Below are 26,436 nucleotides of genomic sequence, written 5' to 3' on the forward strand. Positions count from 1 at the left end.
TGCAGGGGCCAAATGACCGAGGTGTTGAATGAGCAGCGGCCCAATTCCTGGCTCGCCGCGATCTGGGCGGCATGCTATCGCACGCCAGCCCGCTCCGTCGCGCTGATCGCGTTGCTGTTGCCGTGGACCACGACCGGGCTCATTTTCGCGCTCATTCCCTGGCTGATCGCGTTCGCGTTCCTCGACCTTCGCGAATTTCCGCGTTCGCTGCTTCGGGCAATCTGCCTGCTGCCGATTGCGCTGGTCCTACTCGCCGCCATCGGCACGCTCTGGTCGGATGCGCCCTGGCCGGACCGAATCCATGCGATCGGCCCGGCGGCGAAGCTGCTGGTGATTCCGCTTCTGATCTACCAGTTCGAGCGCTGGCCCTTTGGCGGCTGGGTGTTTTCCGCGTTCCTGGTATCCAGCACGGCGCTGATGCTCTATTCCTTCGCCGTCGCCGTCGATCCCGCATTGTCGCTGAAACTCTATCTGTCGCGCGGGCCTTACAAGGTCGAAAGCGGGATCGCGGTGCGCAATTATATCGACCAGAGCCAGGAGTTCGCGCTCTGTGCGATCGCGCTGGCCTATCCCACCGTGTCGCTGCTGCGACAAGGCCGTTACCGCATCGCAGCGCTGTTCGTGGCGCTCGCGATCGGATTCCTCGCCAACATGATGTTCGTCGTGGTCTCACGGACGGCGCTGGTGACGCTGCCGATCCTGATCGTGGTCTTCGCGCTTTTGCATTTGCGCCGCCGCACCGCACTCTTCGCCGTCAGCGCGATGGGGCTTTTGGCCGTGCTGCTGTGGACCGCCGCGCCGCGTCTGCGCGCAACAGTCGCCAAATTCAACGGAGACTATGAGGTCAGCATCGCCGGCAATGATGTCAGCGGCATGGGGTCACGACTGGAGTTTTGGCGCAAATCGCTGGCGTTCACCGCGGACGCGCCGCTGCTCGGTCACGGCACCGGGGCGATCCGCGGCCTGTTCGCGCGCGCGGCTATCGGCGAGAGCGGGGTTCGAGCGGAAATCGTCGGTGATCCCCACAACCAGACGCTCAATGTCGCCGTGCAGTGGGGCGCGTCGGGCGTCGTGATCCTCTATGCGCTCTGGTTCGCGCACCTCTCGCTGTTTCGCGGAGAGGGGCTGGCCTGCTGGGTCGGCCTTCTGGTGGTGGTGCAGAACATGCTGTCCTCGCTGCTCAACTCGCATCTGTTCAATTTCGCCGAGGGCTGGATCTACGTGCTTGGCGTCGGCATTGGCGGCGGCATGGCGCTCGCCGCGAAGACAATACGGGGTTAGTGCGTGCCCAAACTGTTCCAGACCAGGCCGAGGCCCGACAGGAACAACAGACCGAGCACGACATCGCCGAAATGCTTGTCGCTCAGCGCATGATAGACGCGCGCGCCGGCCCATGCGCCGATCAGCGTGCCCGGAAATGCGATCACTGCGAGCCAGACCACCTTGAACGCGACGAGGCCCGAGGCGGTCTGCAACACCAGAGCGGCGGCGAGCACGGTGAAATTGAAGAGCTGGAAGATGGCGCGCCGCTCGTGCTTATTCCAGCCGCGGATGTTGGCCCACAGTATCGGCAGCGGCCCCGACAGTCCGGCAAGGCCACCCAAGATGCCGCCGGCAAAGCCGATCGCGCCGTCGGCAATGCGGCCGCCGAACGTGACGGCGAGCGGCCGCTTGTTCAGATAGAGAGCGGTCGAAAACACCAGGATCAGCACGCCGACGCTCAGCTTGAACACTTTTGGATCGGCGGAGGCGACCAGCATGGTGCCCAGCGGCACGCCGATCAGTCCTCCAATTAGGAACGGCCAGACCAGCGAGAGATCAAAACTTTTCCACATCGACGGCAGCGTCGAGCTCTGCGCGATCACCGAGCAGATCAGCACCAGCGGCACCGCGAGCGAGGGCGGCAGTACGTAGAGCCAGATGCCGAGCGCCATCAGCGCCGTGCCGAAACCGGCAAGGCCCGAGACGAAGCCTCCGGCCAGTGCGCCGAGCAGCAGCAGCGCGTAGGTGAGTATTTCCAACAGATTGTCCCTGTTATCTTGACGATCCCGAACTGTTGATCGCCATTGCTCGCATAGCACAGCTGCGGCCGTGCAGGTCAATTTCAAAACCGCACGCAAGCGTGATCCCCAGTGGCGGGCGTTCGCGAAAGACAGGCCTACATGATGCTCGTACTTCAATTGGGGGCCCGCTCGACGCCATCATGCGGTCGATCGGCCAGTCTCCCGAATGAGATATGGAGAAGGACGATGACCCGCACGAAGATTGCCGTCGCGGCCGCGCTAGTGTCGGCGGCGGCCTTGATGCCGACAATGGCGCAGGCCCAGTTTTCCGAGCCCGCGGCCTATCAGGCTGCCCATCCCGACCGCGACGTTCTGAATGGTGGCCAGCTCACGCCCGCCGCGCGCGGGGCTCTCGGCCAGCCGAGCGATGCCTACGCATCGCAAGCTTATCCATCGGCTGTTGCGCCGGTCGTGCGCTCCCACCATCGCCGGCAGCATCGATAGGTATTTGCTAGACGATCTGCCGGGTGTCGGCGGGCCTGTGCAGCGCGCTGATAAGGATGCGAAGCGCTTCCGTCAATTCCGCCCTGTTGCGCGCCGCGCCAAGCGAGACGCGTGCCGCGTGTGGCGCGGTCCCGTCGACGGTGAAAGCCTCGCCGGCGACGACTGCGAGCCCATTCCGCAGCAGATGCGCCGCGACGTCGGCACGGCCCTCCGGCAGCCGCAGCCACAGATGGTGAGCGGCGGGCTTGGCCTGAAACTCAAAACCCTTGAGCGCCCGTTGCGCGAGCTGCTGGCGGCCGATCGCCTCGTTCCTGATGGCGGTGATGATGCGATCGGCGATGCCGGTCTCGATCCAATGCGTCACCAGCGCGACCATCAGCGGCGCCGGCATCTGCACCGTCGCCTGCAAATAGTTGCGCATCTCCCGCTGCGAGCTGCCGTCGGGCGTCACCAGATAGGCGACCCGTAGTGCGGGCGCGATACATTTTGACAGCGTGGCCGCGAGATATGTCCGATCCGGAATGAGATTGGCAATCGGCGATGCCGAGCGATCGAGCAGCCCGTAGGCATCGTCCTCGATCAGAATCGTATCGGCATCGTTGATGATCTTGGCGATGGCGCTGCGGCGCTCAGGGAGAAGCGTCGCGGTGGTTGGATTGTGCAGCGTGGGAATGAGATAGACCGCTTTCGGCTTATGCATGTGGCAAGCCTTTGCCAGCGCGTCGGGCAGGATGCCGCCGTCGTCCATCGCGACGCCGACGAGTTTGACGCCGAGGCGTGCGGCGGCGGCCCTGATGCCGGGGAAGGTGAGGACCTCCGTCAGCACCACATCGCCGGGCCTGGCGATATGAGCGAGCAGGTTGAACAGGATCGTCTGTGCGCCGGGAAAGATCACGAGCCTGTCGGCATGGGCATGCGGCACGCGGGCGCGCATCCATCGCGCCGCGACCTCGCGCTCGTGTGCGCTGCCGCCGGGCGGCTGGTAGTTGAGATGCGCGGTCAGGCCCGATTGCGCGCGGATGGCTTCCATCCCGGCGATGATGCGCTCGTCGAGCTGCGCTTCGAGTGGCTGCGGCGGCACGTTCATCGAGAGGTCGATCGCGACGGGATGCGGCAGATCGACCACGCGGCGCGCGCTGGTCTCCGACACGAACGACCCCTGGCCGACCCGGGCCTCCATGATGCCGCGGCGCCGCGCCTCGGTGTAGGCGCGTGTCACCGTGGTGAGGTCGATGCCGAGCGCCTTTGCCAGCGCCCGCTGCGTCGGCAGTTGCTGGCCGCGCACCAGGCGGCCGGCGGCGATATCGGCCTCCATGGCCTCGACGATGCGCTGATAGCGCGGCCCGCTCAGCTCCGAGATTGTAGGGGTCCAATCCATGCAATGAAGGCCTATATCCTTTGAATGTATGGATACAAGATATTATTGTATGGATCGTAGAAAAGGAAGAGGTGGGGTCATGGCAACCGGTTCAGTCTCTCTGGCAAAGGCGATGTGGCGCGGATTTCGCGGCAAGTGCCCGAATTGCGGCGAAGGCCATGCGTTCGGCCGTTTCCTGAAGGTGGCGGATACCTGCGACCATTGCGGCGAGGAGCTGTTCCACCAGCGCGCCGACGATTTCCCGGCCTATCTCGTGATGGTCGTCGTCGGCCATCTCGTGGTGCCGGCAATCCTCGCGGTCGAAACCGCCTATGCGCCGGCCGTCTGGCTGCAACTGGCGGTGTGGCTGCCGGTGACGTTGTTGGCCTCCCTCGCGCTATTGCAGCCGACCAAGGGCGCCATCGTCGGGCTGCAATGGCAGATCGGCATGCACGGCTTTGAGGCCGGTAAGCTGCGGCGCGAAGCTGGTCGGCCTGCACCCGTCCTTGTGAAGGTGAACGCGCGCGCGGCTTAAAGGGCAGCAGCGTTTACATCGCGCGGTCGGCCGCTACACTCCATCGAACAAACAAGAACGATGGAAACACCGATGGCCGCACGCGCAAAAACCTTCCTGCTTTGTCACGGCGCGTGGTCCGGCGGGTGGGCCTGGAAGAAGATGCATCCGCTGATGGCGCAGGCCGGCCATCGCCTGTTTGCGCCGACCTATACCGGACTGGGCGAGCGCGCGCATCTGGCCAGTCCCGCGATCGATCTCGGCACGCACATCCAGGACATTCTCAACGTCATCAGGTTCGAGGACCTCGAGGACATCGTGCTGCTCGGTCACAGCTATGGCGGCATGGTCGCCACCGGCGTCGCCGATCGCGCGCGCGAGCGGGTGACGCAATTGATCTACCTCGACGCCTTCGTGCCGCGTGACGGCCAATCGCTGTTCGATCTCCACGAGGGCGGGCGCGAGCCGATGCGCAAGGCTGTAAGCTCAGGCGATGGCTACCGCATCCCGCCGAACCCGCCGCCGCCGGATACGCCGCAGGCCGATCTCGACTGGCTCAACGCACGCCGGATCAACATGCCGATCAAATGCTTCGAGACGAAGCTAACGCTCGAACATGGCGAGCCGGCGATGCCGCGCAGCTACATCTATTGCACGCGCATTCCGCCGGGCGACGTGTTCGGGCAGTTCGCGAAGCGCACCAAGACCGAGGATGGCTGGCGCACTTTCGAACTCGATGCGAGCCATGCGCCGAATGTGACAGCGCCGGAGGCGCTGATGGGTGTGTTGCAAGAGATCGTCGGATAGCAAGCCCCCAAATGGTGAGGGGCCCGATGCAGTCAGCATCGAACCCCTCGTTGAAGATATCAGCCGGCCTCTAAGCCGGGTTCTGTAGGGCACCGTCCGCTTGCGCGAACGATACGTGACGGCCATTCCTCTGGGACCATGTTTGCACATGGCCTCGAGCAACCTACCCGGACGGCGGGCCTGACATCGCCCCGCGGCGTTATCGCTTTCGCGAACACTCCGCTATGCCGTCCCTATTCGGTTTTGCTCCCGGTGGGGTTTACCATGCCGGCTCCGTTGCCGCAGCCGCGGTGCGCTCTTACCGCACCTTTTCACCCTTACCTGCCTACGCAGCTTGCGCTGCTACGGCACGGCAGGCCCGAGGGCTTGCCGCGCCAAAGCCCCGAAGGGGCGACGGCGGGCGGTTCGTTCTCTGTGGCACTTTCCCTGGGGTCGCCCCCGCCGGACGTTATCCGGCACCGTATGTCAAGGGAGCCCGGACTTTCCTCCCCGACGGCCTTTCGGCACTTGCCGGAGCGGCCGTCCGGCCGACTGACGGCTTACGCATGAAGCATTTGTGTCGGTTCCGCAAGCCGATATCGCCATGCACGGTTCGCCCGAAATAATTTATCCTGAAGATGTCGTTGGGCGCGTGTCCCGTTCGACTGGATGTCGGCGATCCAGCCGTGCAACAGGAGTTAAGCGATGCAGTATTTGCTGATGATCTACCAGAACGAAGCCGAGTACGCGAATATGCGTCCGGCGGCCGGCCAGCAGATGACGGCGGAATATCAGACCTTCACGCAAGGCATCATCCAGAGCGGCAATTTCAAGGCCGGCGACCGTTTGCAGCCGACCACGACCGCAACGACCGTCCGCGTGCGCGACGGCAAGACGCTGACGACCGACGGCCCGTTTGCCGAAACACGCGAGCAGCTCGGCGGCTATTACCTGGTGGAGGCCAAGGATCTCGATGCTGCGATCGAGATCGCGTCGCGGATTCCGTCGGCGCGTATCGGCTCGATCGAGGTGCGGCCGATCTGGGTCTACGACAAGTGACGGCGCCGTCGCGCATCGGCGCATGACGCTGTCCGAGATCGACAAGATCTTCCGCGACGAGGCGGGGCGGGCGCTGGCCACGCTGATCCGCCTCGTCGGCGATTTCGATCTCGCCGAGGACGCGCTCCAGGACGCCTTTGCGGTGGCACTGGCGCGCTGGCCGGCGTGCGAGGTCCCCGACAATCCGCGTGCTTGGCTGGTCAATGTCGCCAGGCACAAGGCGATCGACCGTATCAGGCGCCAGGCCGTTTTCCGCGGCAAGGAGCAGGCGCTCGTGCACGAGCTCGAGCTGAACGCGCAGGCGCCCGCCGAGCCGCCGGCAATGCTCGACGACGACATGCTGCGGCTGATCTTCACCTGCTGCCATCCTGCGTTCGCGCCCGAAGTCCAGGTCGCGCTGACACTGCGCACCGTCTGCGGGCTCTCCACGGCGCAGGTCGCGCGCGCCTTCCTCGTCAGCGAGGAGGCGATGGCGCAGCGTCTCGTCCGCGCCAAGCAGAAGATCAGGCTCGCCGGCATTCCCTATGAGGTCCCCGAGCGCGACACGCTGGTGCCGCGGCTCGACGGTGTGCTTGCCGTGATCTATCTCGTCTTCACCGAAGGCTACGTGGCGACGTCCGGTGCGGATTTGATGCGACCCGATCTTGCCGCCGAGGCGATCCGGCTTGGCCGCTTGCTCGACCGGCTGCTACCCGATCGAGCCGGGATCAAGGGCCTGCTGGCGCTGATGCTGCTGCACGATGCGCGCCGCGCAGGGCGCCAGACCGCCGCCGGCGACATCGTGCTGCTGGAAGAGCAGGATCGTTCGCAGTGGGACCATGCACAGATCGAGGAGGGTCTCCATCTGGTGGACGACGCACTGCGCGTGCCCGGCCGGCCGCAGCCCTATGCAGTCCAAGCCGCGATCGCTGCGCTGCATGCGCGCGCGCCGAGCTATGAGCAGACAGACTGGCCGCAGATCGCCGGGCTCTACGAAGTGCTATTGCGCATCAACCCGTCGCCGGTGATCGAGCTCAACCACGCGGCGGCGGTGTCGATGGTCGATGGGCCGGCACGTGCGCTCGATCTCGTGGATGCGACTACTGCGCGCGGCGGGCTTCGTGGCTACGAGCTGTTGCCGGCCGTGCGGGCGGATCTATTGCGACGGCTCGGCCGGAAGGAGGAGGCACGCGAGGCCTATCGCGCGGCGACGGAGGCGACAAAGTTGGAACCGCTGCGAAGGCTTTATGCGCGAAGGGTGAGGGAGATGGAGTAGCCGCCACATGCTCCGTCATTGCGAGGAGCACTTGCGACGAAGCAATCTAGATTGCTTCCGCGGAGGCAGTCTGGATTGGTTCGCTTCGCTCGCAATGACGGGGTGTGGCAGTCGCCGTCACTTCGACGCGATAGTCGCTGTCTCCTGAGGGAGACTCCCCAACAGCGCCTGCAAGGTCGACAGCGTCGAGTGATCCGCGACCCCATCCAGTCGCGCCGGGCGGAAATGGCGCTGGAACGCGGTGACGACTTCCATGGTCGCGGCGTCGTATTTGCCGGTGAGGGGAACGCCGTAGCCGTATCTGGCGAGCGCTTGCTGCAGGCTCAGCACCTCATCGCTGATGGTGCCGAGCATCAGGCTTTCGCCGCGCACCACCGGCGCGGGCGTGACCCAGTGTCCGACGCCGGAATTGGCCAGCGAATGCCACGGAAATTTTTCGCCGGGATCTTTCTTGCGCGCCGGCGCCACGTCGGAATGGCCGAGCACCCGGTGCGCGGGCACCTTGCGGCGGAGCATGATGCCGCGGCACAGCGCGATCACGGCGGCGATCTGGCGCAGCGGAAACTCCGGATAGCCCCAATCGTGGCCGCGATTGACGATCTCGATCCCGATCGAGCAGGAATTGATGTCGTCCTCGCCGGACCAGGACGAGACGCCGGCATGCCAGGCGCGCCTGGCCTCCGGCACGCATTGCACGATGCGGCCGTCTTCCAGCACGACATAATGTGCCGACACCTCGGTGCCCGCGGAGCAGAGCCGCGCCAGCGCACCTTCGACGTCGGGCATGCCGGTGTAGTGCAGCACAATCATATCGGGTTGGCGGCCCTTGTTGCGGTCGCCATGGTTCGGTGAGGGGATGATGTCGGAGACGATCGAGGAATCCGGCTCGAACGTCCGCATGTTCGCGGCGGCTTTGGGAACCGGCAGAACGCGTTGACGCTTCGAATCAGATCCAGACGGCGTGGACGAACCGGACGACATAAATAGCTCGAGACAGACAGAGAGTGGGCCAAGCCCTTCTCTTTACTATTCCTTTACCCTCCACCGTGCGCAACCGCGCGACGAGGTTAACGGATGCATTTTGGCGCATGTGTGTGGATGAAGCATCACCAGCCGCGTCAGCTTTTCGACTTGTCGCGAGCCGATCAACGCTTTCTTAACGCTAAGGGCCGTTACTGAGAGATGAAGAGCCGACCCGCGTCCGGAGGCGGCCAAAGCGTATTTTGGCTCGAAATCCCATGGCTGCCCGACAAATTCCAAGGGGAATACTGGGTTGGTGGCCCGGGACCACCGGGCACGGTAACCATATCGGACGGGGGTTGGGTCGTGGAACCGCCGCGACGCGGAATCATTCGAGGCGTTATGAGCTTGTTCGTCCCCGATCTCACTTGGGAGTCCGGCGGGGCGATCGGCAGGCCTGGCGCATGAGCTCGGCTCCGCACATCCCCGTTCTTGGCCGCGAGGCCATCGACCACCTCGCCCCGCGCGAAGGCGGCCTTTATATCGACGCGACCTTTGGTGCCGGCGGCTACAGCCGCGCGATCCTCGACCTGCCGGGAACCCAGGTGATTGCCATTGATCGCGACCGTACTGCGATCGAGGGCGGCGCCGAGCTCGTCGCACGCTCGGCGGGCAGGCTGACCCTCGTTGAAGATCGTTTCTCCAACCTCGCCGAGGTCTGCGCGGCTCAAGGCATCGATAGCGTCGACGGCGTCGTGATGGACGTCGGGGTATCCTCGATGCAGCTCGACCAGCCCGGCCGCGGCTTCTCGTTCCGCCTCGATGGTCCGCTCGACATGCGGATGGGGCAGGCAGGCCCGACTGCGGCCGATGTCGTGGCGCGCGCCTCGGAAGGCGATCTCGCCGACATCATTTATCTTCTCGGCGAAGAGCGGCAGTCGCGCCGGATCGCCCGCGCTATCGTCGCGGACCGTCAGGAGACGCCGTTCACGACCACGCGCGCGCTCGCCGAGCTCGTCGGCAGGGTGGTTCGGTCCAAGCCCGGCGATATTCACCCGGCGACGCGGACGTTCCAGGCCCTGCGCATCTTCGTCAACGAAGAGCTCGAGGAACTCCAGAGCGCGCTCATCGCTGCCGAGCGCGTGCTCAAGCCCGGTGGTCGCCTCGTTGTCGTCTCGTTCCATTCGCTGGAAGACCGCATCGTCAAGAATTTCCTTAGCCTGCGCAGCAAGACGGGTGGCGGCTCACGCCATTTGCCGGAAGTGTCTCAGGCGGTGCCGAGTTTTCAGCTGCTGACGCGGCGGCCGGTGATCGCGGGCGAAAACGAAGTCGCGCATAACCCGCGTGCGCGATCGGCAAAACTGCGCGCCGGCGAGCGCACCTCGGCGCCGGCGCATGACGAGCGCGAGCAATCGTCCTGGCCAAAACTCTCCGACCTCATGAGAGGTGGCTAGCGCATGCGCTTCATCCACCTCCTCGTCATCGGCGCGCTGATCTTCGCGGCAGCCTATGTCTATAGGATCAAGATGGACTCCACGGCGCGCACCGAAAAGGTGCTGCGGCTGCATGCGGAGATCCGCGAGCAGCGCGATGCGATCGCGGCGCTGCGCTCCGAATGGGCCAAGCTCGATGCGCCCCTGCGCCTGCAGGGCCTGTCCGATCGGCATCTGCAGCTCAAGCCGGTCAACGGCACGCAATATGACTCACTGAAGAATCTGCCCGAGCGCCCGCCGCGGATGTTCAGGCCGGGCGAGCCGGATCCGATCGGCGCCATGCTCAACACCATCGAAGCCGCCAGCGATCCCGATAATGTGACGGGCGCCGTACCTCAGCCCGAGGACAAGCCATGAATGCTGTGACCCCGGCCAAACCGGCAGAAAAGCCGACTGAGCCTTGGCGCCAGCGCCTGATCCGCAGCCTGCTGTACGGGCGCAACGTCGATCGCGCGGCCAAGGCGCGGGCGCGCGTCGGCCTGGCGATGCTCGCCTTTGGCGCGGTCTACGCCCTGATCGGCGGCCGGCTAGTGATGTTCGCGATCGGCGCCGACGCCCACGGCGCGCGCCGCGCCGCGGCGCAGGAGGTGGTCGCGACCGCGCGGCCCGACATCGTCGATCGCAACGGCGCGATCCTCGCGACCGACGTCAAGGCGTCGAGCCTGTTCGGCGAGCCGCGTCGCATCATCGACAAGGACGAGGCAATCGAACTTCTGACCGCCACGGTGCCCGACCTCGACGAGGCCGAGGTGCGCGAGCGCCTGAAGACGCGCAAGGGCTTCGTCTGGCTCAAGCGCGAGATTACGGCGAAGCAGCAGCAGGACATCCACAAGCTCGGCATTCCCGGCATCGGTTTCCTGCGCGAGAACAAGCGCGTCTATCCGACCGGCAACGAGGTCGCCCACCTCATTGGTCTCGTCAACATCGACAACCAGGGCATCGCCGGCATGGAGAAGTGGCTCGACAATCAGGGGCTCGCCGATCTCCACCGCGCGGGCTTTGCCACCGACCGGCTGCAAAAGCCGATCGAGCTATCGGTGGATCTGCGGGTCGAGCACGCACTGCGTGACGAGCTGCTGAAGGCCAAGGAGAAATACCACACCAAGGCCGCCTCCGGCATCGTCTCCAACGTCAAGACCGGCGAGATCGTGGCGATGGTCTCGCTGCCGGATTTCGATCCCAACAATCCGAAGGAAGCGCACGATCCCGACCGCATCAATCGCCTGACCACCGGCGTCTACGAGATGGGCTCGACCTTCAAGGCGTTCACGCTGGCGATGGCGCTCGATTCCGGCAAAATCAATTTGAACTCGATGTGGGATGCACGGGGAAACCTGCACTACGGCAAGTTCACCATCCATGACAGCCACGCGCTCGGACGTTTCATCAACACCAAGGAAGTGTTCACGTTCTCGTCCAACATCGGCGCCGCGCGGATCGCGCTCGGGCAGGGCGTCGAGGCGCACAAGGCATTCCTCGGCAAGATGGGCCAGTTGACGCGGCTGCGCACCGAACTGCCGGAAAGCGCGGCTCCGCTGATACCGCGCCGCTGGGGCGAGCTGAACACCGTGACCATCGCGTTCGGCCAAGGCATGTCGGTGGCGCCGCTGCAGGCGGTGATGGGCATCAACGCGCTGGTGAACGGCGGCTATTTGATTCCGCCGACCTTCATGAAGCGCAGCGAGGCCGAAGCGGCGGCGATGGCCAAGCGCGTCATCAGGACGGAGACCAGCGACAAGATGCGGTTCCTGATGCGGCTCAATGCAGAAATCGGCACCGCCAAGACCGCCGACGTCAAGGGTTACTACGTTGGCGGCAAGACCGGCACGTCCGAGAAGGTCATCAACGGCCGCTATGCCAAGAAACGGGTGCTCAACTCCTTCACCGCGATCATGCCCTGCGACGATCCGAAATATCAGATCCTGATCATGCTGGACGAGCCCCAGGCCATTCCCGAAACGAAGGGTTTCATCACCTCGGGCTGGAACGCGGTGCCCACGGGCGGCAAGGTGATCGAGCGGATCGCGCCGCTTCTGGGTGTCGAGCCGCGGTTCGACCTGCCGCCGTCCGAGCGCCTTATTCTTGCAGCATCCAGGACAACCCAGTAATCAACCGGGTGGGCCGTTGCCGCTGCTGAGTCGGGATTTCCCTGCAGATTCGGCGATCCGGTCCGGCATGTCGACTGGAAGACCATGAAGCTGCGCGACCTCCTCGATCAGGACGTTCAGGGCAATGACGCCGCAATCGAGCCCGCGGTCGCGGCGCTCGACGTGACCGGCGTTGCGCTCGACAGCCGCGCGGTCAAGCCAGACGATCTCTTCTTCGCACTTGCGGGCAGCAAGACCGACGGTGCGCGCTTTATCGATGCCGCGATTGCCGCAGGCGCGGTGGCGGTCGTCGGCGACCATGCGCCTGACGGCTGCAAGGTGCCGTTCATCACAGTTGCCAATCCGCGCCGCGCGCTGGCGCTGGCCGCGGCAAGATTTTTTCCCGCGCAGCCTGCGACAATTGCGGCGGTGACCGGCACCAGCGGCAAGACCTCGGTCGCCGCATTCACCCGGCAGATCTGGGAACGGCTCGGGCACGCCTCCGCCAGTATCGGAACCATCGGCCTGGTCTCGCCGAAACGTACCGTCTACGGCTCGCTGACGACGCCCGATCCGATCGCGCTGCACCGGCAGTTGGACGAGATCGCGCGCGAGGGCGTCACGCATCTCGCCTTCGAGGCCTCTTCTCACGGGCTCGACCAATATCGCCTCGACGGCGTGCGCGTGTCCGCCGGCGGCTTCACCAATCTCTCGCGCGACCACATGGATTACCATCCGACCGTCGCGCATTATCTCGCGGCCAAGCTCAGGCTGTTCCGCGAACTTGTCCCGCCGGGGGGCGCGGCCGTGATCTCCGCCGATCATGATTGCTCGGCGGAGGCGATCAGTGCTGCGAATTCGCGCGGCTTGCGCGTGATGGCAGTCGGTCGCAACGGCGACGGGGCGGGCGAGGGCATTCGTCTCGCCGGTGCGGAGGTCGAAGGATTTTCGCAAGTGCTCGCGCTCGAACATCGCGGCAAGCGGTATACGATCCGGCTGCCGCTGGTCGGCGAGTTCCAGATCGAGAATGCGCTGGTGTCGGCTGGCCTCGCCATCGGCACCGGCGGCGACGCCGCGGACGTGTTCGCGAGCCTCGAACATCTCGAAGGCGCCAAGGGCCGGTTAGAGCGCGTCGGAGAGCGCAACGGTGCGCCGATCTTCGTCGACTATGCGCACAAGCCCGATGCGCTGGCCAAGGCGCTGCAGGCGCTGCGTCCCTACGCCAGGCGCAGGCTGGTCGTCGTGTTCGGCGCCGGCGGCGACCGCGATGCCGGCAAGCGTCCGATCATGGGCGAGATCGCCGCCGGCAACGCCGACGGTGTCATCATCACCGACGACAATCCGCGCAGCGAGAAGCCGGAATCGATCCGCGCCGAAATTCTCGCCGCCGCCAAGGGCGCCCGCGAAATCGGCGACCGGGCCGCGGCGATCCGCACCGCGATCGCCGAATTGGAAGATGGCGATGCGCTGCTCATCGCCGGCAAGGGCCACGAGACCGGGCAGATCGTCGGCGGAGAGGTTTTGCCCTTCAGTGATCACGAGGCGGTCGCCGCCGCATTAGCGTCGAGGATTGCATGAGCGCGCCCATATGGACGGTGGCCGAAGTGGCGCGCGCGCTGGGCGCCGCCGGATCGTTCCCGGACACGCCGATCGACTTCGTCACCCAGGACAGCCGGCTGGTGAAGCCGGGCAGCCTCTTCGTCGCGCTGAGCGGCACCCCGAGCGGCGGCTTCATCTCGGCCTTCGCCAGCGCGCGTGACGGCTGGGAGTTCGCGGACAAGGCGGAAGCCTCGGGCGCGGTCGCGATGATCGTGCCGCACGAGATCGCGGGCATCCGCATTCCCCAGATCGTCGTGAAGGACACGCTGATCGACGGCCTCTGGGGCCTTGCGCGCGCGGCACGCGCGCGCTTCAACGGGCCGGTGATCGGGCTCACCGGCAGCGCGGGCAAAACCAGCACCAAGGAATTCCTCGCGGCCTATCCCAATGCCTATGCCAGCCCGTCGAGTTTCAATAATTTCTGGGGCGTGCCGCTGACGCTGTGCAATGCGCGCCCCGATGCCAATCTCTGGGTCGTCGAGATGGGCATGAACCAGGCCGGCGAGATCGCGCGGCTCAGCGAACTGACGCGGCCGACGGTCGCGCTCGTCGTCAACGTCCAGCCGGTGCATCTGGAGAAGCTCGGCTCGCTCGAAGCCATCCGTCGCGAGAAGGTGTCGATTGCACTCGGCCTGCCCGCGGAAGGCGTGCTGGTGCTGCCCGCCGGGATCAAGGCGCCGGACTGGAAGGGCAAGGTCATACGCTTCGGCGAGAAAGCCGAGGTGCATGAAGTCGCGCACGCGCCGCACGGCGACAGCTGGCAGGTCGTGGCCGCGCTCGGCAAGAAGGAGATCGCGTTCAGCCTGACGCCGGGCGCGCCGCATCGCGTTCAGAATGCGCTGGCCGCGCTCGCATCGATCCGTGCGGCCAACCTCGATGCGGCGACGCTTGCGATCAAGCTCGACCGGGTCGGTATCATGAGCGGCCGTGGCGTCGAGCAGGCGGCCGGTGGCGTCACCGTGATCGACGACAGCTTCAACGGTAATCCGGCCAGCGTGGCTGCCGCGCTGCAAAGCTTGCAGGCGCGCAACACGACCGGTGGCCGCCGCATTGCCGTGCTCGGCGACATGCTGGAGCTGGGCGACGGCGCACCAACCTATCACATCGACCTCGCCAGGCATCTCGACGGCATCGACGGCGTCTATTGCGTCGGACCCCTGATGCGTCACCTGTTCGAGGTGCTTCCAGCCGGCAAGGGTCTCGGTTGGCACGACGACCCCGTCACGCTGAAGCCGGGCGAGGTCGCAAATCTGCTGAGGGCAGGCGATGTCGTGGTTGTCAAGGGCAGCAAGAAGATGTTCTGGGTCAACAAGTTTGTGCCGGGCCTAGTGGCCGCCTTGCAGGCAAGGGCGTAAACTGCTTGGAAGGCGCTGTTCCCGAATCCCCTTTCCGGCGCGAAGCCGTTCGTTTTCTTTAGAGGTCGCCCGACCCGATGATGAAGACCAGCGAATGCGCGTGAGGCAGGTTGACAAGGCCAAGATCAAGGCGCGTGCAAAGGCGCCATAGGACCGTCTGAATGTTTTACTGGCTGATCGAGCTCTCCAACACATTTCCGGGCTTCGGTGCCGTTCGCACCTTCCTGAACGTCTTCCGCTACATCACCTTCCGCACCGGCGGCGCCGTCGTCACCGGCGCGCTGTTCGTATTCCTGTTCGGACCCTGGATCATCGACCATCTGCGCATCCGGCAAGGCAAGGGCCAGCCGATCCGGGCCGATGGTCCGCAATCGCATCTCGCCAAGAAAGGCACGCCCACCATGGGCGGGCTGATGATCCTGTCCGGTCTCACGGTCGGCACGGTGCTGTGGGCCAATCCGCTCAACCCTTACGTCTGGATCGTGCTGGCGGTGACGCTTGGCTTCGGCTTCGTCGGCTTCTATGACGATTATCTCAAGGTGACGAAGCAGACCACGACCGGGTTCGGCAGCAAGCTTCGCCTGCTGATCGAGGCGGCGATCGCGCTGGTGGCCTGCTACGCGCTGGTGCGGCTGAACCGCGATCCCGCGTCGACCGCGCTGACGATTCCTTTCCTGAAGGACACCGTGCTGCATTTCGGCTGGTTCTTCGTCGTGTTCGGCGCCTTCGTCATCGTCGGCGCCGGCAATGCGGTGAACCTCACCGACGGTCTCGACGGCCTTGCCATCGTGCCCGTGATGATCGCGACCGCGAGCTTTGCCATGATCGCCTATCTCGCCGGCAACGCGGTGTTCGCCGACTATCTCCAGATCAAATATGTCGCCGGCACCGGCGAGCTCGCCGTGCTCTGCGGCGCCCTGCTGGGCGCGGGCCTCGGCTTCCTCTGGTTCAACGCGCCGCCGGCCTCGATCTTCATGGGCGACACCGGCTCGCTCGCGCTCGGCGGCATGCTGGGCGCGATCGCAGTGGCGGTGAAGCACGAGATCGTGCTCGCGGTGATCGGCGGCCTGTTCGTGCTGGAGGCGGTCTCCGTCATCGTGCAGGTGGTGTCGTTCAAGATGACGGGAAAACGCATCTTCCGGATGGCGCCGATCCATCACCATTTCGAGCAACTCGGCTGGACCGAGCCGCAGATCGTGATCCGGTTCTGGATCATCTCGGTGATGCTGGCGCTCGCCGGCCTATCCACGCTGAAGCTGCGGTGAGCGCTCGATGATCCCTGTCACGTCCTTTGCCGGCAAGACGGTCGCGGTGTTCGGCCTCGGCGGCTCGGGACTCGCCTCCTGTCACGCGTTGAAAGCGGGCGGCGCCGAGGTGATCGCCGCCGACGACAGCGCCGAGAATGTCGCCAAGGCCGCGCAAGCGGGCTTCATCACGGCTGATTTGCGCAACGTCTCATGGGCGAATTTCGCCGCGCTGGTGCTCGCGCCCGGTGTGCCGATGACCCACCCAGTCCCGCATTGGAGCGTGCTGAAGGCGCGCGAGGCCGCTATCGAGGTGATCGGCGACATCGAGCTGTTCTGCCGCGAAAGGCGCCGGCACGCGCCGGATGCGCCGTTCGTCGCCATCACCGGCACCAATGGCAAATCGACGACGACGGCTTTGATCGCGCATCTCACCAAGGTCGCCGGCTATGACACCCAGATGGGCGGAAATATCGGCACCGCGATCCTGTCGCTGGAGCCGCCGGGCATGGGCCGCGTCCACGTCATCGAGATGTCGTCCTATCAGATCGACCTCACGCCTTCACTCGATCCCTCCGTCGGCATTCTGCTCAATGTCAGCGAAGACCACATCGATCGCCACGGCACCATCGCGCATTACGCCGCGGTGAAGGAGCGACTCGTTGCCGGTGTGCAGGCCGGCGGCACCGCGATCGTCGGCGTCGACGACGGCTTTTGCCGCGATATCGCCGACCGGCTCGATCGCGCCGGCAAGAACGTGGTGCGGATCTCCGTCAAGAATCCGCTGGCCAGCGGCATCCATGTCGAGCACGGCCATATCGTGCGCAATTCGGGCGGCGCGCGCAGCGAAATCGCGGCGCTCGGCGGCATCGGTTCTCTGCGCGGCTTGCACAATGCGCAGAACGCGGCGTGCGCGGCAGCCGCCGCGCTCGCGATGGGCATCGGCCTCGACGTCTTGCAGAACGGCCTGCGCAGCTTCCCCGGCCTTGCGCATCGCATGGAGCAGGTCGGCCGCCGCGGCAACGTGCTGTTCGTCAACGATTCCAAGGGCACCAATGCCGACGCCACCGCGCATGCGCTGTCGTCCTTTTCGGACATCTTCTGGATCGCGGGCGGCAAGCCGAAGGCCGGCGGAATCACCGGCCTCACCGGCTACTTCCCGCGCATCCGAAAAGCCTATCTGATCGGCGAGGCCGCGCAGGAATTTTCGGGCACGCTCGGCACGAAGGTGCCGCACGAGATCAGCCAGACCCTCGACGTCGCCGTCGAGCAAGCCGCATGCGATGCGGAGGCGTCAGGCATCGCTGACGCGGTCGTCCTGCTGTCGCCCGCCTGCGCCTCCTTCGACCAGTATCGCAACTTCGAAATTCGCGGCACCAGGTTCCGCGAGCTGGTGCAGGCGCTGCCGGGCATGAAGCCGGTGGTGTAGGGACGCTGCTGGTTGTTGCTCCGCTGTCGTCGCCCGGCTTGACCGGGTGATCCAGTATGCCGCGGCTGTGGTTATGAACCCTCGACGTCTCTGGAATACTGGATGCCCCGCTTTCGCGGGGCATGACGGGCATTTGAGGTAAGCGCTCGCCTTCATCTCCAATCATCCCCGTTTCCTTAACCCCCCGGTAACCAACCTCGGCGACCAATGGACCGATCTCTGTCCGAAAGCGGCCGCCATGCTCTCCCGTGAAGAACGCACCCCCTTTTCCGAGTGGTGGTGGACCGTCGACAAGCCGCTGATGGGTGCCATCCTGGCGCTGATGCTGACCGGCGTGATCCTGTCGCTGGCGGCGAGCCCGCCGGTTGCGACCCGCATCGGGCTCGATCCCTTCCACTTCTTCAGCCGCCACGTGCTATTCCTGGTGCCGTCCTGCATCGTGCTGCTCGGGGTGTCCTTCCTGTCGCCGCGGGCGATCCGTCGCTCGGCGCTGATCATCTTTGCGGTCAGCATCGTCCTGATCGTGCTGACGCTCGCGATCGGCCCCGAAGTAAAGGGCTCGCGGCGCTGGATCACGCTACTCGGCCTCAATATCCAGGCCTCCGAGATCGCAAAACCGTCGTTCGTCGTCATGGCCGCCTGGCTGTTCGCGGAATCCACTAGGCGGCCAGAAATGCCGGCGACCTCGATGGCGCTGGTGCTGCTCTTGATGCTGGTCTCGCTGCTGGTGATGGAGCCCGACTTCGGCCAGACCATGCTGATCCTGATGGTGTGGGGCTCGCTGTTCTTCATCGCGGGCATGCGGATGATCTGGGTGTTCGGGCTCGCCGGCCTCGGCGCCGCCGGACTGTTCAGCGCCTATCTTTTTGTTCCCCACGTCGCCGGCCGCATCAAGCGCTTCATGAATCCGGCCTCGGGCGACACCTTCCAGGTCGATACCGCCATGGAGGCCTTCTACAATGGCGGCTGGTTCGGCCTCGGACCGGGCGAGGGCATCGCCAAGCGCAGCCTGCCCGACAGCCACACCGATTTCGTGTTCGCGGTTGCCGCCGAAGAGTTCGGCATCATCCTGTGCCTCGCGATGCTGGCACTGTTTGCTTTCGTCGTCATCCGGACGCTGTCGCGCGCCTATGCCAACGAGGACATGTTCTCGCGCTTCGCGGCCTCGGGCTTGGCGATCCTGTTCGGCGTGCAGGCCGCCATCAACATGTCGGTCAATCTCCAGCTCATCCCCGCCAAGGGCATGACGCTGCCCTTCATCTCCTATGGTGGCTCCTCGATCGTGTCGCTGGCCTATGGTGTCGGCATGATGCTCGCGCTGACGCGGCTGCGCCCGCGCACCGAAGTCGAGGCGAGCGGCCACGCCGAGGCGATGCGCAGCTACGCATAGTTTTTCGTCATTGCGAGCGAAGCGAAGCAATCCAGAATCTCTCCGCGGTGGCAGTCTGGATTGCTTCGCTGCGCTCGCAATGACGAAAGAGTCCTTGTAAAACTCGCCACCATGGACACCTCCCCCCTGATTCTTCTCGCCGCGGGCGGCACCGGCGGCCATCTGTTTCCGGCCGAGGCGCTCGGCGTCGAGCTGATCCGGCGCGGCTTCCGCGTCCGCCTCGTCACGGACGAGCGCGCGCTGCGCTACAGCGGACTGTTCACCAAGGACATGATCGACGTCGTCTCGAGCGAGACTGCGCGCGGACGCAATCCGCTGCAGCTCGCCTATGCCGGCCTGACGCTCGCGGCCGGCACGCTGTCCGCCTACAGCCTGATCAAGCGACTGAAGCCGGTCGCCGTCGTCGGCTTCGGCGGCTATCCGACGCTGCCGCCGCTGGTCGCCGCAAAATTCGCCGGCGTGCCCGGCATCATCCATGACGCCAATGCGGTGCTCGGCCGCGCCAACCGGTTCCTGTCGAGCCGCGTCCAAGCCATCGCGACGTCGTTGCCCGGCGTGCTCGATCGCGATCCGGCGCTTTCAGGCAAGACCACGACGGTCGGCACGCCGATGCGTCCGGCGATCCTCGCCGCAGCTGGCGTGCCATATGCTGCGCCTGAAGTGAACGGTCCGCTGCGCCTGCTCGTCGTCGGCGGCAGCCAGGGCGCGCGCATCATGGCCGACATCGTGCCGGGCGCGATCGAACGCCTCGAGCCTGCGCTGTGGAGCCGGCTCGTCCTCACCCAGCAGGTGCGCGACGAGGATATGGCGCGCGTGCGTGCGGTCTACGACAGACTGAAGATCAAGGCCGAGCTCGCGCCGTTTTTCACCGATCTTCCGGCACGGCTGGCCTCCAACCATCTGGTGGTGTCGCGCTCAGGCGCCGGCACCGTGGCGGAACTTGCCGCGATGGGGCGGCCCTCGATCCTGGTGCCGCTGCCGGGCGCGATCGACCAGGACCAGTTCGCCAATGCCGGCGTGCTGGCCAAGGTCGACGGTGCGATCCGCATTCCGCAGACCGAGTTTTCCTCCGATCGCCTCGCCGCCGAGATCTCCGCCTTCGCCGCCGAGCCCGCGCGTCTTGCCGCCATGGCGCAGGCCGCCCGCGGCGCCGGCCGGCTCGACGCAGCGGAGCGGCTGGCCGATCTGGTGGCCAAAATCGCGGGAATCTGACGCGAAATCGGCCGGAATTCCTACTTTTGCCGTCATGGCCGGGCTTGTCCCGGCCATCCACGTCTTGCAAGAAGTGGTAAGGATTCGTGGATGCCCGGGACGAGCCCGGGCATGACGAAGGGAACTGCGGGATACACAATGAGACTGCCGCGCGAGATCGGACCTATCCACTTCGTCGGGATCGGCGGGATAGGCATGAGCGGAATCGCCGAGGTGCTGCTCAATCTCGGCTATTCCGTGCAGGGTTCGGACGCCTCCGACAATTACAATCTCGACCGCCTGCGCAAGAACGGTGCGAGGGTCTCGGTCGGCCACAAGGCGGAGAACGTCGACGGCGCCGAGGTCGTCGTGGTTTCTACCGCGATCAAGCGCGACAATCCGGAACTGACGGCGGCGCGCGAACGGCGCATCCCCGTGGTGCGCCGCGCCGAGATGCTGGCCGAGCTCATGCGGCTGAAGAGCTGCGTCGCCATCGCCGGCACCCACGGCAAGACCACCACGACCACGATGGTCGCGACGCTGCTCGACGCCGGCGGCCTCGATCCCACCGTGATCAACGGCGGCATCATCAATGCCTACGGCTCCAATGCGCGTCTCGGTGCGGGTGACTGGATGGTGGTCGAAGCGGACGAGAGCGACGGCACGTTCCTGAAGCTGCCGACCGAGGTCGCGATCGTCACCAATGTCGATCCCGAGCATCTCGATCACTTCAAGACCTTCGAGGCGGTGCAGGACGCCTTCCGCCATTTCGTCGAGAACCTGCCGTTCTATGGCTTCGCCGTGATGTGCATCGATCATCCCGTGGTGCAAACCCTTGTCGGCAAGATCGAGGATCGACGCATCATCACCTATGGCGAGAATCCGCAGGCCGATGTGCGCTTCGTCGACCTGACCCCGACGGGCGGCGGATCGAAGTTCAAGGTTGCCTTCCGCGATCGCAAGACGGGCGCCGTGCACGAGATCTCCGATCTCATGCTGCCGATGCCGGGGCGCCACAATGCCTCCAACGCGACCGCCGCGATTGCGGTCGCGCGCGAGCTCGGCGTGTCGGACGAGGCGATCCGCAAGGCGATCGCCGGCTTCGGCGGCGTCAAGCGCCGCTTCACCAAGACCGGCGAGTGGAACGGCGTCACCGTCATCGACGACTACGGCCATCATCCGGTCGAGATCGCGGCGGTGCTGAAGGCGGCGCGGGAATCCACCAACGGTAAGATCGTCGCGGTGGTGCAGCCGCATCGCTACACCCGCCTGCAGTCGCTGTTCGAGGAATTCTGCACCTGCTTCAACGATGCGGATGCGGTGATCGTCGCCGAGGTCTATGCTGCGGGCGAGACGCCGATCGAAGGCATCGATCGCGACCATTTCGCCGCGGGCCTGCGCGCCCACGGCCACCGCGAGGTGATCCCGCTGCCCGCGGCGTCCGATCTCGCTGGCATCGTCAAGGGCGTGGCGAAGTCCGGCGATCTCGTCGTGTGTCTGGGCGCCGGCAACATCACGCAATGGGCGTATGCCTTGCCCGGCGAATTGAAGGCGCTGGGGTAGCGCAGTGAGCTTCCCCGACATCACACCCGACCTCAAAGCCGTGATGCCCGATCTTCGCGGCCGGCTGCTGGCGAACCAGTCGCTCGCCGAGCTCACCTGGTTTCGCGTCGGAGGTCCCGCGCAGGTGCTGTTCACGCCGACGGATGAGGACGATCTCTCTTATTTCCTCGCGCATCTCGCAAGCGACATTCCCGTCTATGTCGTCGGCGTCGGCTCCAACCTGATCGTGCGCGACGGCGGCATGGCGGGCGTGGTGATCCGGCTTGCGCCGCGCGCCTTTGGCGAGGCGAGCGCGAGCGGCGATGTCGTCACCGCGGGCGCAGCCGCGCTCGACAAGCGCGTGGCGGAAGTCGCCGCGTCGGCCAATATCGGCGGGCTCGAATTTTACTTCGGCATTCCCGGCACGATCGGCGGCGCGCTGCGCATGAATGCGGGCGCCAATGGCGGCGAGACCAAGGACGTGTTGATCGAGGCGCGTGGCGTCGGGCGCGACGGCACGAAGCACATCTTCTCCAATGCCGACATGAAGTTTGTCTACCGCAACAGCGGCGTCGATGCTTCCATCGTCTTCACCTCCGCGCGTTTTCGCGGCGAGATGGGGGATGCCGAGGCGATCCGCGCGCGCATGGCGGAAGTGCAAACCCATCGCGAGACCGCGCAGCCGATCCGCGAAAAGACCGGCGGCTCGACCTTCAAGAATCCGCCCGGCCATTCCGCCTGGAAGCTGGTCGATGCCGCCGGCTGCCGCGGTTTGCGCGTCGGCGGTGCAGAAGTCTCCGAGATGCACTGCAATTTCCTGATCAACACGGGCAATGCCACCGCGCACGATATCGAGACGCTGGGCGAGACCGTACGTGAACGGGTGAAGGCAAATTCCGGAATTGAGCTACACTGGGAAATCAAGCGGATCGGAATTCCCGGCTAATTTGGACAAGCGACGAGAGAACATGCGCATCACCATCCTCTTCGGCGGCTCCAACCGCGAACGTCTGGTTTCCGTCGCCTCAGCCCAGGCGCTGCATCAGGCGCTGCCCGAGGCCGATCTCTGGTGGTGGGACGTCGAGGACAAGGTGCATGTCGTGCAGTCCAAACAGCTGCTCGAACATGCCCGCCCGTTCGAGGACGAGTTCAAGCCGGGCACGTCGGGCATTCCGTTGGAGCAGGCGCTCGACCAGGCCAGGGCGGAGGACCGCGTGCTGGTGCTCGGCCTGCATGGCGGGCGTGCCGAGAACGGCGAATTGCAGGTGATGTGCGAAGCGCGCGGCGTGCCGTTCACCGGATCGAGCTCGGCCTCCTCGCATCTCGCGTTCGACAAGATCGCGGCCAAGCATTTCGCCGCGCTCGGCGGCGTGACGCCGCCGGCCAACATTGCGCTGGACCAGATCGACGAGGCCTTCGCCGAATACGGCCGGCTGATCGCAAAGCCCGCCAGGGATGGCTCGAGCTACGGCCTGATCTTCGTCAACGCCAAGCAGGATCTCGTCGCCGTTCGCAATGCGGCCAAGCACGAAGAGTACGTGATCGAGCCCTACATCTCCGGCGTCGAGGCGACCTGCGGCGTGCTGGAGCGGCCGGACGGCTCGATCATCTCGCTGCCGCCGATCGAGATCATTCCGGGCGAGGGCAGTTTCGACTACGCGGCGAAATATCTTTTGAAGTCGACCCAAGAGATCTGTCCCGGCCGTTTCGCACCCGAAATCACCGCCGCGCTGAAGCACCAGGCGATGCTGGCGCACCGGGCGATGTCGTGTACCGGCTATTCCCGTTCGGACTTCATCGTCTCGGACAAGGGGCTGGTCTATCTCGAAACCAACACGCTGCCCGGCCTGACCAAGTCCTCGCTTTACCCCAAGGCGCTGAAGGCCGAGAGCATCGAGTTCGTCGACTTCCTGCGCGGCCTGATCGAGCTCGCTGTGGCCGGTGTGCGAAAATAATTAGGACTGGTTAACGGCCGAACTGGCGAAACGGCCGGTTTTGGAACCCAAAACCGGTAAAATGCCGGATATTGCGGCATAAATGCCTCACAGGCCTGGGCAAAAAGCTCACGTCGTTAACGAACTTTACCTTTTGTTTACCAGGACGTCCGAAGGTTAACGCTGGCGGCGCATATGACGCTTTGGCTGCCGGCGCGTGGACCGTTGCGGGTGTTGTCACCCCCAGCGAACGCTCTGAAGGGGAGAGGTTTTCTTCTGCTGAAGACCAGCACCCGGCCCGGCAAGTCCGAGACGTCATGTTCGCCAGGACCCGCGCGATGTCGCGGGCAAACTGTTGACGAGCTCGTGCAATGGATGGAGCAGGAAGCCTCACTCGGTCGCTTTTCAGATCGCTGAGGCCCCAAGCTGACCTGAAGGCGGCCGCTATCGGAGCGGTCGTGCTTCTGCGCGAGTGGGTGCAGGACAAGCGTCAGGAAAGAGTTCTCGGCGCCCGTGCTGCCGCCAAGGAAAAGACCAGGGCCAAAGCCATCGTCGAGCGCGAGCCGCCGCCGCGGTTGGTCGCGCTGGTCGAGCGCTATCTGCCGCGCCGGGTCGGGATCAGCATGACGGTGCTGCTCCTGATCGGAAGCTGCGGCTTCGGTATCGTCAAGGGCGGCCATCTCCAGGATTTCATCACGGCGGTCAACGACACCCGCAACGCGCTGGCCAATTCCGCCGGCTTCCGCATCACCTCCGTCGTGATCAACGGCCGCAAGCAGCTCAGCCAGGACGAAATCCTCGCGATCGGCGGCGTCAGCGGCCGATCCTCGCTTCTGTTCCTCGACGCCGACGCCGTGCGCGACAAGCTCAAGGCCAATCCCTGGATCGCGGATGCGACCGTGCTGAAGCTCTATCCGGGCCAGCTCATGATCGAGCTCACCGAGCGCAAGGCGTTCGCGCTGTGGCAGGAGGCCGGCCGGCTCTCCGTCATCGCCGATGACGGCGCCGTGCTCGAACCCTACGTCTCGCGCCGCTTCCTGTCGCTGCCGCTCGTGGTCGGCAAGGGCGCCGAGACGCAGGCCCGCGATTTCCTCGCTTTGCTGGCGCGCTATCCGCAGGTCAATTCCATTACCAAGGCCGCGATCTTCGTCGGTGAGCGGCGCTGGAACCTGAGGCTCAAGGACGGCCTCGACATCCGCCTGCCCGAACAGGACGTCGGCAACGCGCTTGCGATGCTGTCCAGGCTCGACAAGGAGGACAGGCTGTTCTCCCGCGACATCGTCGCCGTCGACCTGCGCCTGCCCGATCGGCTCGTCGTGCAGCTGTCCGAGGACGCCGCCAAGGCGCGCGACGATTTGTTCAAGGACAAGAAGAAGAAAAAGGCCGGGGACGCTGCATGACCGGTCTTGATCGCACCCAGACACCGAAGACACGCCCGATGCCGCACAAGCGCGGCGGCCTCGTCGCCTGCCTCGACATCGGCACCAGCAAGATCGCCTGCATGATCGCGCGGCTGAAGCCGTCGGCGCCGAGCGAAGCCCTACGCGACCGGACCCATGCGGTGGAGCTGATCGGCTACAGCCAGATTCAGTCGCGCGGCATGAAGGCCGGCGCCGTGATCGATCTCGGCGAATGCGAGCAGGCGGTGCGACAGGCCGTCGGGCTTGCAGAGAAAATGGCCAAGGTGCGGGTCGAGTCCGTGCTGCTGTCGGTCTCCGGCGGCCGGCTCTCCGGTCAGCTGGTCGAAGCTGCGGCCGACATCCGCGGCGGCGCCGTGACACCGGCCGATGTCAGCCGCGTCACCTCCACGGGCATGCGCCACGCCACCGGCGAGGGCCGCACCGTGCTGCATGCTCTGCCGGTCGGCTACACGCTCGATGGCGTCAAGGGCATCCGCGACCCCCGCGGCATGGTCGCGCATCAGTTCGGCATCGACATGAATGTCGTCACCTGCGACGCCACGGTGGCGCGGAACTTGATGCTGGCGGTCGAACGCTGCCACATCAACGTCGAAGCCATGGCGGCAAGCCCCTATGTGGCAGGCCTGTCGGTGCTGACCGACGACGAGGCCGATCTCGGCGCCGCCGTGGTCGAAATGGGCGCGGGCACCACCACGATCGCGGTCTTTTCCGGCGGCCACTTCGTGCATGCCGCGGGTTTTGCGGTCGGCGGGCAACACATCACGATGGATCTGGCGCGCGGACTCTCCGCGACCATTGCCGATGCCGAGCGAATCAAGACGTTATACGGGACCGTCATCACCGGCGGATCGGACTCGCGTGAGCTGATGTCTGTACCGACAGCCGGTGACGAGCAGGATCTGCCGCAGATCGTCTCCCGCGCTACCATCGCCAACATCGTCAAGCATCGTGCCGAGGAAGTCTTCGAAATGGTTCGGGACAAGCTGAAGGATTCGCCCTTCGCCTCGGAGCCGAACGGCCGCGTCGTGCTCTCGGGCGGGGCCTCGCAGCTCACGGGTCTCGTTGAGCTCGGAACGCAGATTCTCGGCCGGCCCGTGCGGGTCGGACGTCCGCTCGGTTTCGGCCGGCTGCCCAACGAGGCGAAGAACGCCGCCTTCGCGGTGCCGGCCGGACTGCTCGTCTACCCGCAATATGTTCACCACGAACATGTCGAACCGCGGCATACGCGGCAGCAGGTCAGGACGGGGACCGGCGGGTATTTCGGAAAGGTCGGACGATGGCTACGCGAGGGCTTCTGATGACTCCTTCCCGCA

The 26,436-nt window shown here is 65.3% G+C and carries 23 protein-coding genes and 1 other RNA gene; 20 read left to right on the plus strand and 4 right to left on the minus strand.

Annotated features, from left to right (window positions below; translation table 11 throughout):
* The first annotated feature begins 12 nt into the window (after positions 1-12).
* Entirely contained in the window at positions 13-1,281 is a 1,269-nt protein-coding gene (locus tag IVA93_RS08975; RefSeq protein ID WP_018454223.1) for an O-antigen ligase family protein, read from the plus strand.
* Here IVA93_RS08975 and IVA93_RS08980 read toward each other — a convergent pair.
* Positions 1,278-2,021, minus strand: a complete 744-nt coding sequence (locus tag IVA93_RS08980; RefSeq protein ID WP_018454224.1) for a sulfite exporter TauE/SafE family protein — start codon at positions 2,019-2,021, stop codon at positions 1,278-1,280. The two genes, IVA93_RS08975 and IVA93_RS08980, sit on opposite strands and share 4 nt — an antisense overlap.
* A 228-nt stretch (positions 2,022-2,249) precedes the next feature.
* On the opposite strand from IVA93_RS08980, the gene IVA93_RS08985 reads away from it, so the two are divergent.
* Positions 2,250-2,507 carry a hypothetical protein gene (locus IVA93_RS08985; RefSeq protein WP_018454225.1) on the plus strand — a complete coding sequence of 86 codons (258 nt, stop codon included), beginning with the start codon at positions 2,250-2,252 and terminating at the stop codon, positions 2,505-2,507.
* Positions 2,508-2,514: 7 nt separating this feature from the next.
* On the opposite strand, the gene IVA93_RS08990 is transcribed toward IVA93_RS08985, so the two are convergent.
* On the minus strand, positions 2,515-3,885 hold the full coding sequence (locus tag IVA93_RS08990; RefSeq protein WP_018454226.1) for an aminotransferase-like domain-containing protein: 1,371 nt from the start codon (positions 3,883-3,885) through the stop codon (positions 2,515-2,517).
* Between the two features lie 49 nt (positions 3,886-3,934).
* Here IVA93_RS08990 and IVA93_RS08995 point away from each other — a divergent pair, with 49 nt between their 5' ends.
* Positions 3,935-4,399 (plus strand): DUF983 domain-containing protein, encoded by a 465-nt coding sequence (locus tag IVA93_RS08995; protein WP_449257540.1) that lies wholly within the window; start codon positions 3,935-3,937, stop codon positions 4,397-4,399.
* A gap of 72 nt (positions 4,400-4,471) precedes the next feature.
* Positions 4,472-5,185, plus strand: a complete 714-nt coding sequence (locus IVA93_RS09000) for an alpha/beta fold hydrolase (protein ID WP_018454228.1) — start codon at positions 4,472-4,474, stop codon at positions 5,183-5,185.
* A gap of 55 nt (positions 5,186-5,240) precedes the next feature.
* Here the strand turns inward: IVA93_RS09000 and rnpB are convergent.
* Positions 5,241-5,720, minus strand: an RNA gene (rnpB, locus tag IVA93_RS09005) — RNase P RNA component class A.
* 149 nt (positions 5,721-5,869) lie between these two features.
* Here rnpB and IVA93_RS09010 point away from each other — a divergent pair.
* Both IVA93_RS09010 and IVA93_RS09015 read left to right on the plus strand, forming a co-directional pair.
* Entirely contained in the window at positions 5,870-6,223 is a 354-nt protein-coding gene (locus IVA93_RS09010; RefSeq protein WP_018454229.1) for a YciI family protein, read from the plus strand.
* Between the two features lie 22 nt (positions 6,224-6,245).
* Positions 6,246-7,478: an RNA polymerase sigma factor gene (locus IVA93_RS09015; protein ID WP_018454230.1), complete on the plus strand. Its 1,233-nt coding sequence runs from the start codon at positions 6,246-6,248 to the stop codon at positions 7,476-7,478.
* A gap of 117 nt (positions 7,479-7,595) precedes the next feature.
* On the opposite strand, the gene IVA93_RS09020 is transcribed toward IVA93_RS09015, so the two are convergent.
* Positions 7,596-8,378 carry an N-acetylmuramoyl-L-alanine amidase gene (locus IVA93_RS09020; RefSeq protein ID WP_018454231.1) on the minus strand — a complete coding sequence of 261 codons (783 nt, stop codon included), beginning with the start codon at positions 8,376-8,378 and terminating at the stop codon, positions 7,596-7,598.
* 524 nt (positions 8,379-8,902) lie between these two features.
* On the opposite strand from IVA93_RS09020, the gene rsmH reads away from it, so the two are divergent.
* The 14 genes from rsmH to ftsA all read left to right on the plus strand — a co-directional run bounded on the left by rsmH (position 8,903) and on the right by ftsA (position 26,421).
* The gene (gene rsmH / locus IVA93_RS09025; RefSeq protein ID WP_018454232.1) at positions 8,903-9,892 is read left to right on the plus strand and encodes a 16S rRNA (cytosine(1402)-N(4))-methyltransferase RsmH; all 990 of its coding nucleotides are present in this window, start codon (positions 8,903-8,905) and stop codon (positions 9,890-9,892) included.
* 3 nt (positions 9,893-9,895) lie between these two features.
* Positions 9,896-10,288 carry a cell division protein FtsL gene (ftsL, locus tag IVA93_RS09030; protein WP_018454233.1) on the plus strand — a complete coding sequence of 131 codons (393 nt, stop codon included), beginning with the start codon at positions 9,896-9,898 and terminating at the stop codon, positions 10,286-10,288.
* On the plus strand, positions 10,285-12,039 hold the full coding sequence (locus IVA93_RS09035; protein ID WP_018454234.1) for a peptidoglycan D,D-transpeptidase FtsI family protein: 1,755 nt from the start codon (positions 10,285-10,287) through the stop codon (positions 12,037-12,039). The genes ftsL and IVA93_RS09035 overlap by 4 nt, the downstream gene beginning before the upstream one ends.
* 84 nt (positions 12,040-12,123) lie before the next feature.
* Positions 12,124-13,596 carry a UDP-N-acetylmuramoyl-L-alanyl-D-glutamate--2,6-diaminopimelate ligase gene (locus IVA93_RS09040; RefSeq protein ID WP_018454235.1) on the plus strand — a complete coding sequence of 491 codons (1,473 nt, stop codon included), beginning with the start codon at positions 12,124-12,126 and terminating at the stop codon, positions 13,594-13,596.
* Positions 13,593-14,972, plus strand: coding sequence for a UDP-N-acetylmuramoyl-tripeptide--D-alanyl-D-alanine ligase (locus tag IVA93_RS09045; protein ID WP_018454236.1), 1,380 nt, complete (start codon positions 13,593-13,595; stop codon positions 14,970-14,972). The genes IVA93_RS09040 and IVA93_RS09045 overlap by 4 nt, the downstream gene beginning before the upstream one ends.
* A 161-nt stretch (positions 14,973-15,133) precedes the next feature.
* Entirely contained in the window at positions 15,134-16,237 is a 1,104-nt protein-coding gene (gene mraY, locus IVA93_RS09050; RefSeq protein WP_007600847.1) for a phospho-N-acetylmuramoyl-pentapeptide-transferase, read from the plus strand.
* 7 nt (positions 16,238-16,244) lie between these two features.
* Entirely contained in the window at positions 16,245-17,645 is a 1,401-nt protein-coding gene (murD, locus tag IVA93_RS09055) for a UDP-N-acetylmuramoyl-L-alanine--D-glutamate ligase (RefSeq protein ID WP_018454237.1), read from the plus strand.
* Positions 17,646-17,883: 238 nt separating this feature from the next.
* Positions 17,884-19,035 (plus strand): putative lipid II flippase FtsW, encoded by a 1,152-nt coding sequence (ftsW, locus tag IVA93_RS09060; RefSeq protein WP_018454238.1) that lies wholly within the window; start codon positions 17,884-17,886, stop codon positions 19,033-19,035.
* Positions 19,036-19,146: 111 nt separating this feature from the next.
* The gene (murG, locus tag IVA93_RS09065) at positions 19,147-20,247 is read left to right on the plus strand and encodes an undecaprenyldiphospho-muramoylpentapeptide beta-N-acetylglucosaminyltransferase (RefSeq protein WP_018454239.1); all 1,101 of its coding nucleotides are present in this window, start codon (positions 19,147-19,149) and stop codon (positions 20,245-20,247) included.
* 138 nt (positions 20,248-20,385) lie between these two features.
* On the plus strand, positions 20,386-21,789 hold the full coding sequence (gene murC / locus IVA93_RS09070) for a UDP-N-acetylmuramate--L-alanine ligase (RefSeq protein ID WP_026232694.1): 1,404 nt from the start codon (positions 20,386-20,388) through the stop codon (positions 21,787-21,789).
* 4 nt (positions 21,790-21,793) lie between these two features.
* Entirely contained in the window at positions 21,794-22,714 is a 921-nt protein-coding gene (murB, locus tag IVA93_RS09075) for a UDP-N-acetylmuramate dehydrogenase (protein ID WP_247337758.1), read from the plus strand.
* A 22-nt stretch (positions 22,715-22,736) separates the two neighbouring features.
* Positions 22,737-23,723: a D-alanine--D-alanine ligase family protein gene (locus IVA93_RS09080; protein WP_018454242.1), complete on the plus strand. Its 987-nt coding sequence runs from the start codon at positions 22,737-22,739 to the stop codon at positions 23,721-23,723.
* A 350-nt stretch (positions 23,724-24,073) separates the two neighbouring features.
* Entirely contained in the window at positions 24,074-25,102 is a 1,029-nt protein-coding gene (locus tag IVA93_RS09085) for a cell division protein FtsQ/DivIB (protein WP_026232695.1), read from the plus strand.
* Positions 25,099-26,421: a cell division protein FtsA gene (gene ftsA / locus IVA93_RS09090; RefSeq protein ID WP_018454244.1), complete on the plus strand. Its 1,323-nt coding sequence runs from the start codon at positions 25,099-25,101 to the stop codon at positions 26,419-26,421. The genes IVA93_RS09085 and ftsA overlap by 4 nt, the downstream gene beginning before the upstream one ends.
* Positions 26,422-26,436: the final 15 nt, after the last annotated feature.

Source organism: Bradyrhizobium sp. 155, from assembly GCF_023101105.1.
Taxonomy (GTDB): Bacteria; Pseudomonadota; Alphaproteobacteria; order Rhizobiales; family Xanthobacteraceae; genus Bradyrhizobium; species Bradyrhizobium canariense_D.

What these genes read in the sequence shown, in the direction of transcription:
- IVA93_RS08975 (WP_018454223.1), top strand. Translation starts at nt 13, where the DNA reads ATGACCGAGGTGTTGAATGAGCAGCGGCCCAATTCCTGGCTCGCCGCG.
- IVA93_RS08985 (WP_018454225.1), top strand. Translation starts at nt 2,250, where the DNA reads ATGACCCGCACGAAGATTGCCGTCGCGGCCGCGCTAGTGTCGGCGGCG.
- IVA93_RS08990 (WP_018454226.1), bottom strand. Translation starts at nt 3,885, where the DNA reads ATGGATTGGACCCCTACAATCTCGGAGCTGAGCGGGCCGCGCTATCAG.
- IVA93_RS08995 (WP_449257540.1), top strand. Translation starts at nt 3,935, where the DNA reads ATGGATCGTAGAAAAGGAAGAGGTGGGGTCATGGCAACCGGTTCAGTC.
- IVA93_RS09000 (WP_018454228.1), top strand. Translation starts at nt 4,472, where the DNA reads ATGGCCGCACGCGCAAAAACCTTCCTGCTTTGTCACGGCGCGTGGTCC.
- IVA93_RS09010 (WP_018454229.1), top strand. Translation starts at nt 5,870, where the DNA reads ATGCAGTATTTGCTGATGATCTACCAGAACGAAGCCGAGTACGCGAAT.
- IVA93_RS09015 (WP_018454230.1), top strand. Translation starts at nt 6,246, where the DNA reads ATGACGCTGTCCGAGATCGACAAGATCTTCCGCGACGAGGCGGGGCGG.
- IVA93_RS09020 (WP_018454231.1), bottom strand. Translation starts at nt 8,378, where the DNA reads ATGCGGACGTTCGAGCCGGATTCCTCGATCGTCTCCGACATCATCCCC.
- rsmH (WP_018454232.1), top strand. Translation starts at nt 8,903, where the DNA reads ATGAGCTCGGCTCCGCACATCCCCGTTCTTGGCCGCGAGGCCATCGAC.
- ftsL (WP_018454233.1), top strand. Translation starts at nt 9,896, where the DNA reads ATGCGCTTCATCCACCTCCTCGTCATCGGCGCGCTGATCTTCGCGGCA.
- IVA93_RS09035 (WP_018454234.1), top strand. Translation starts at nt 10,285, where the DNA reads ATGAATGCTGTGACCCCGGCCAAACCGGCAGAAAAGCCGACTGAGCCT.
- IVA93_RS09040 (WP_018454235.1), top strand. Translation starts at nt 12,124, where the DNA reads ATGAAGCTGCGCGACCTCCTCGATCAGGACGTTCAGGGCAATGACGCC.
- IVA93_RS09045 (WP_018454236.1), top strand. Translation starts at nt 13,593, where the DNA reads ATGAGCGCGCCCATATGGACGGTGGCCGAAGTGGCGCGCGCGCTGGGC.
- mraY (WP_007600847.1), top strand. Translation starts at nt 15,134, where the DNA reads ATGTTTTACTGGCTGATCGAGCTCTCCAACACATTTCCGGGCTTCGGT.
- murD (WP_018454237.1), top strand. Translation starts at nt 16,245, where the DNA reads ATGATCCCTGTCACGTCCTTTGCCGGCAAGACGGTCGCGGTGTTCGGC.
- ftsW (WP_018454238.1), top strand. Translation starts at nt 17,884, where the DNA reads ATGCTCTCCCGTGAAGAACGCACCCCCTTTTCCGAGTGGTGGTGGACC.
- murG (WP_018454239.1), top strand. Translation starts at nt 19,147, where the DNA reads ATGGACACCTCCCCCCTGATTCTTCTCGCCGCGGGCGGCACCGGCGGC.
- murC (WP_026232694.1), top strand. Translation starts at nt 20,386, where the DNA reads ATGAGACTGCCGCGCGAGATCGGACCTATCCACTTCGTCGGGATCGGC.
- IVA93_RS09080 (WP_018454242.1), top strand. Translation starts at nt 22,737, where the DNA reads ATGCGCATCACCATCCTCTTCGGCGGCTCCAACCGCGAACGTCTGGTT.
- IVA93_RS09085 (WP_026232695.1), top strand. Translation starts at nt 24,074, where the DNA reads ATGGATGGAGCAGGAAGCCTCACTCGGTCGCTTTTCAGATCGCTGAGG.
- ftsA (WP_018454244.1), top strand. Translation starts at nt 25,099, where the DNA reads ATGACCGGTCTTGATCGCACCCAGACACCGAAGACACGCCCGATGCCG.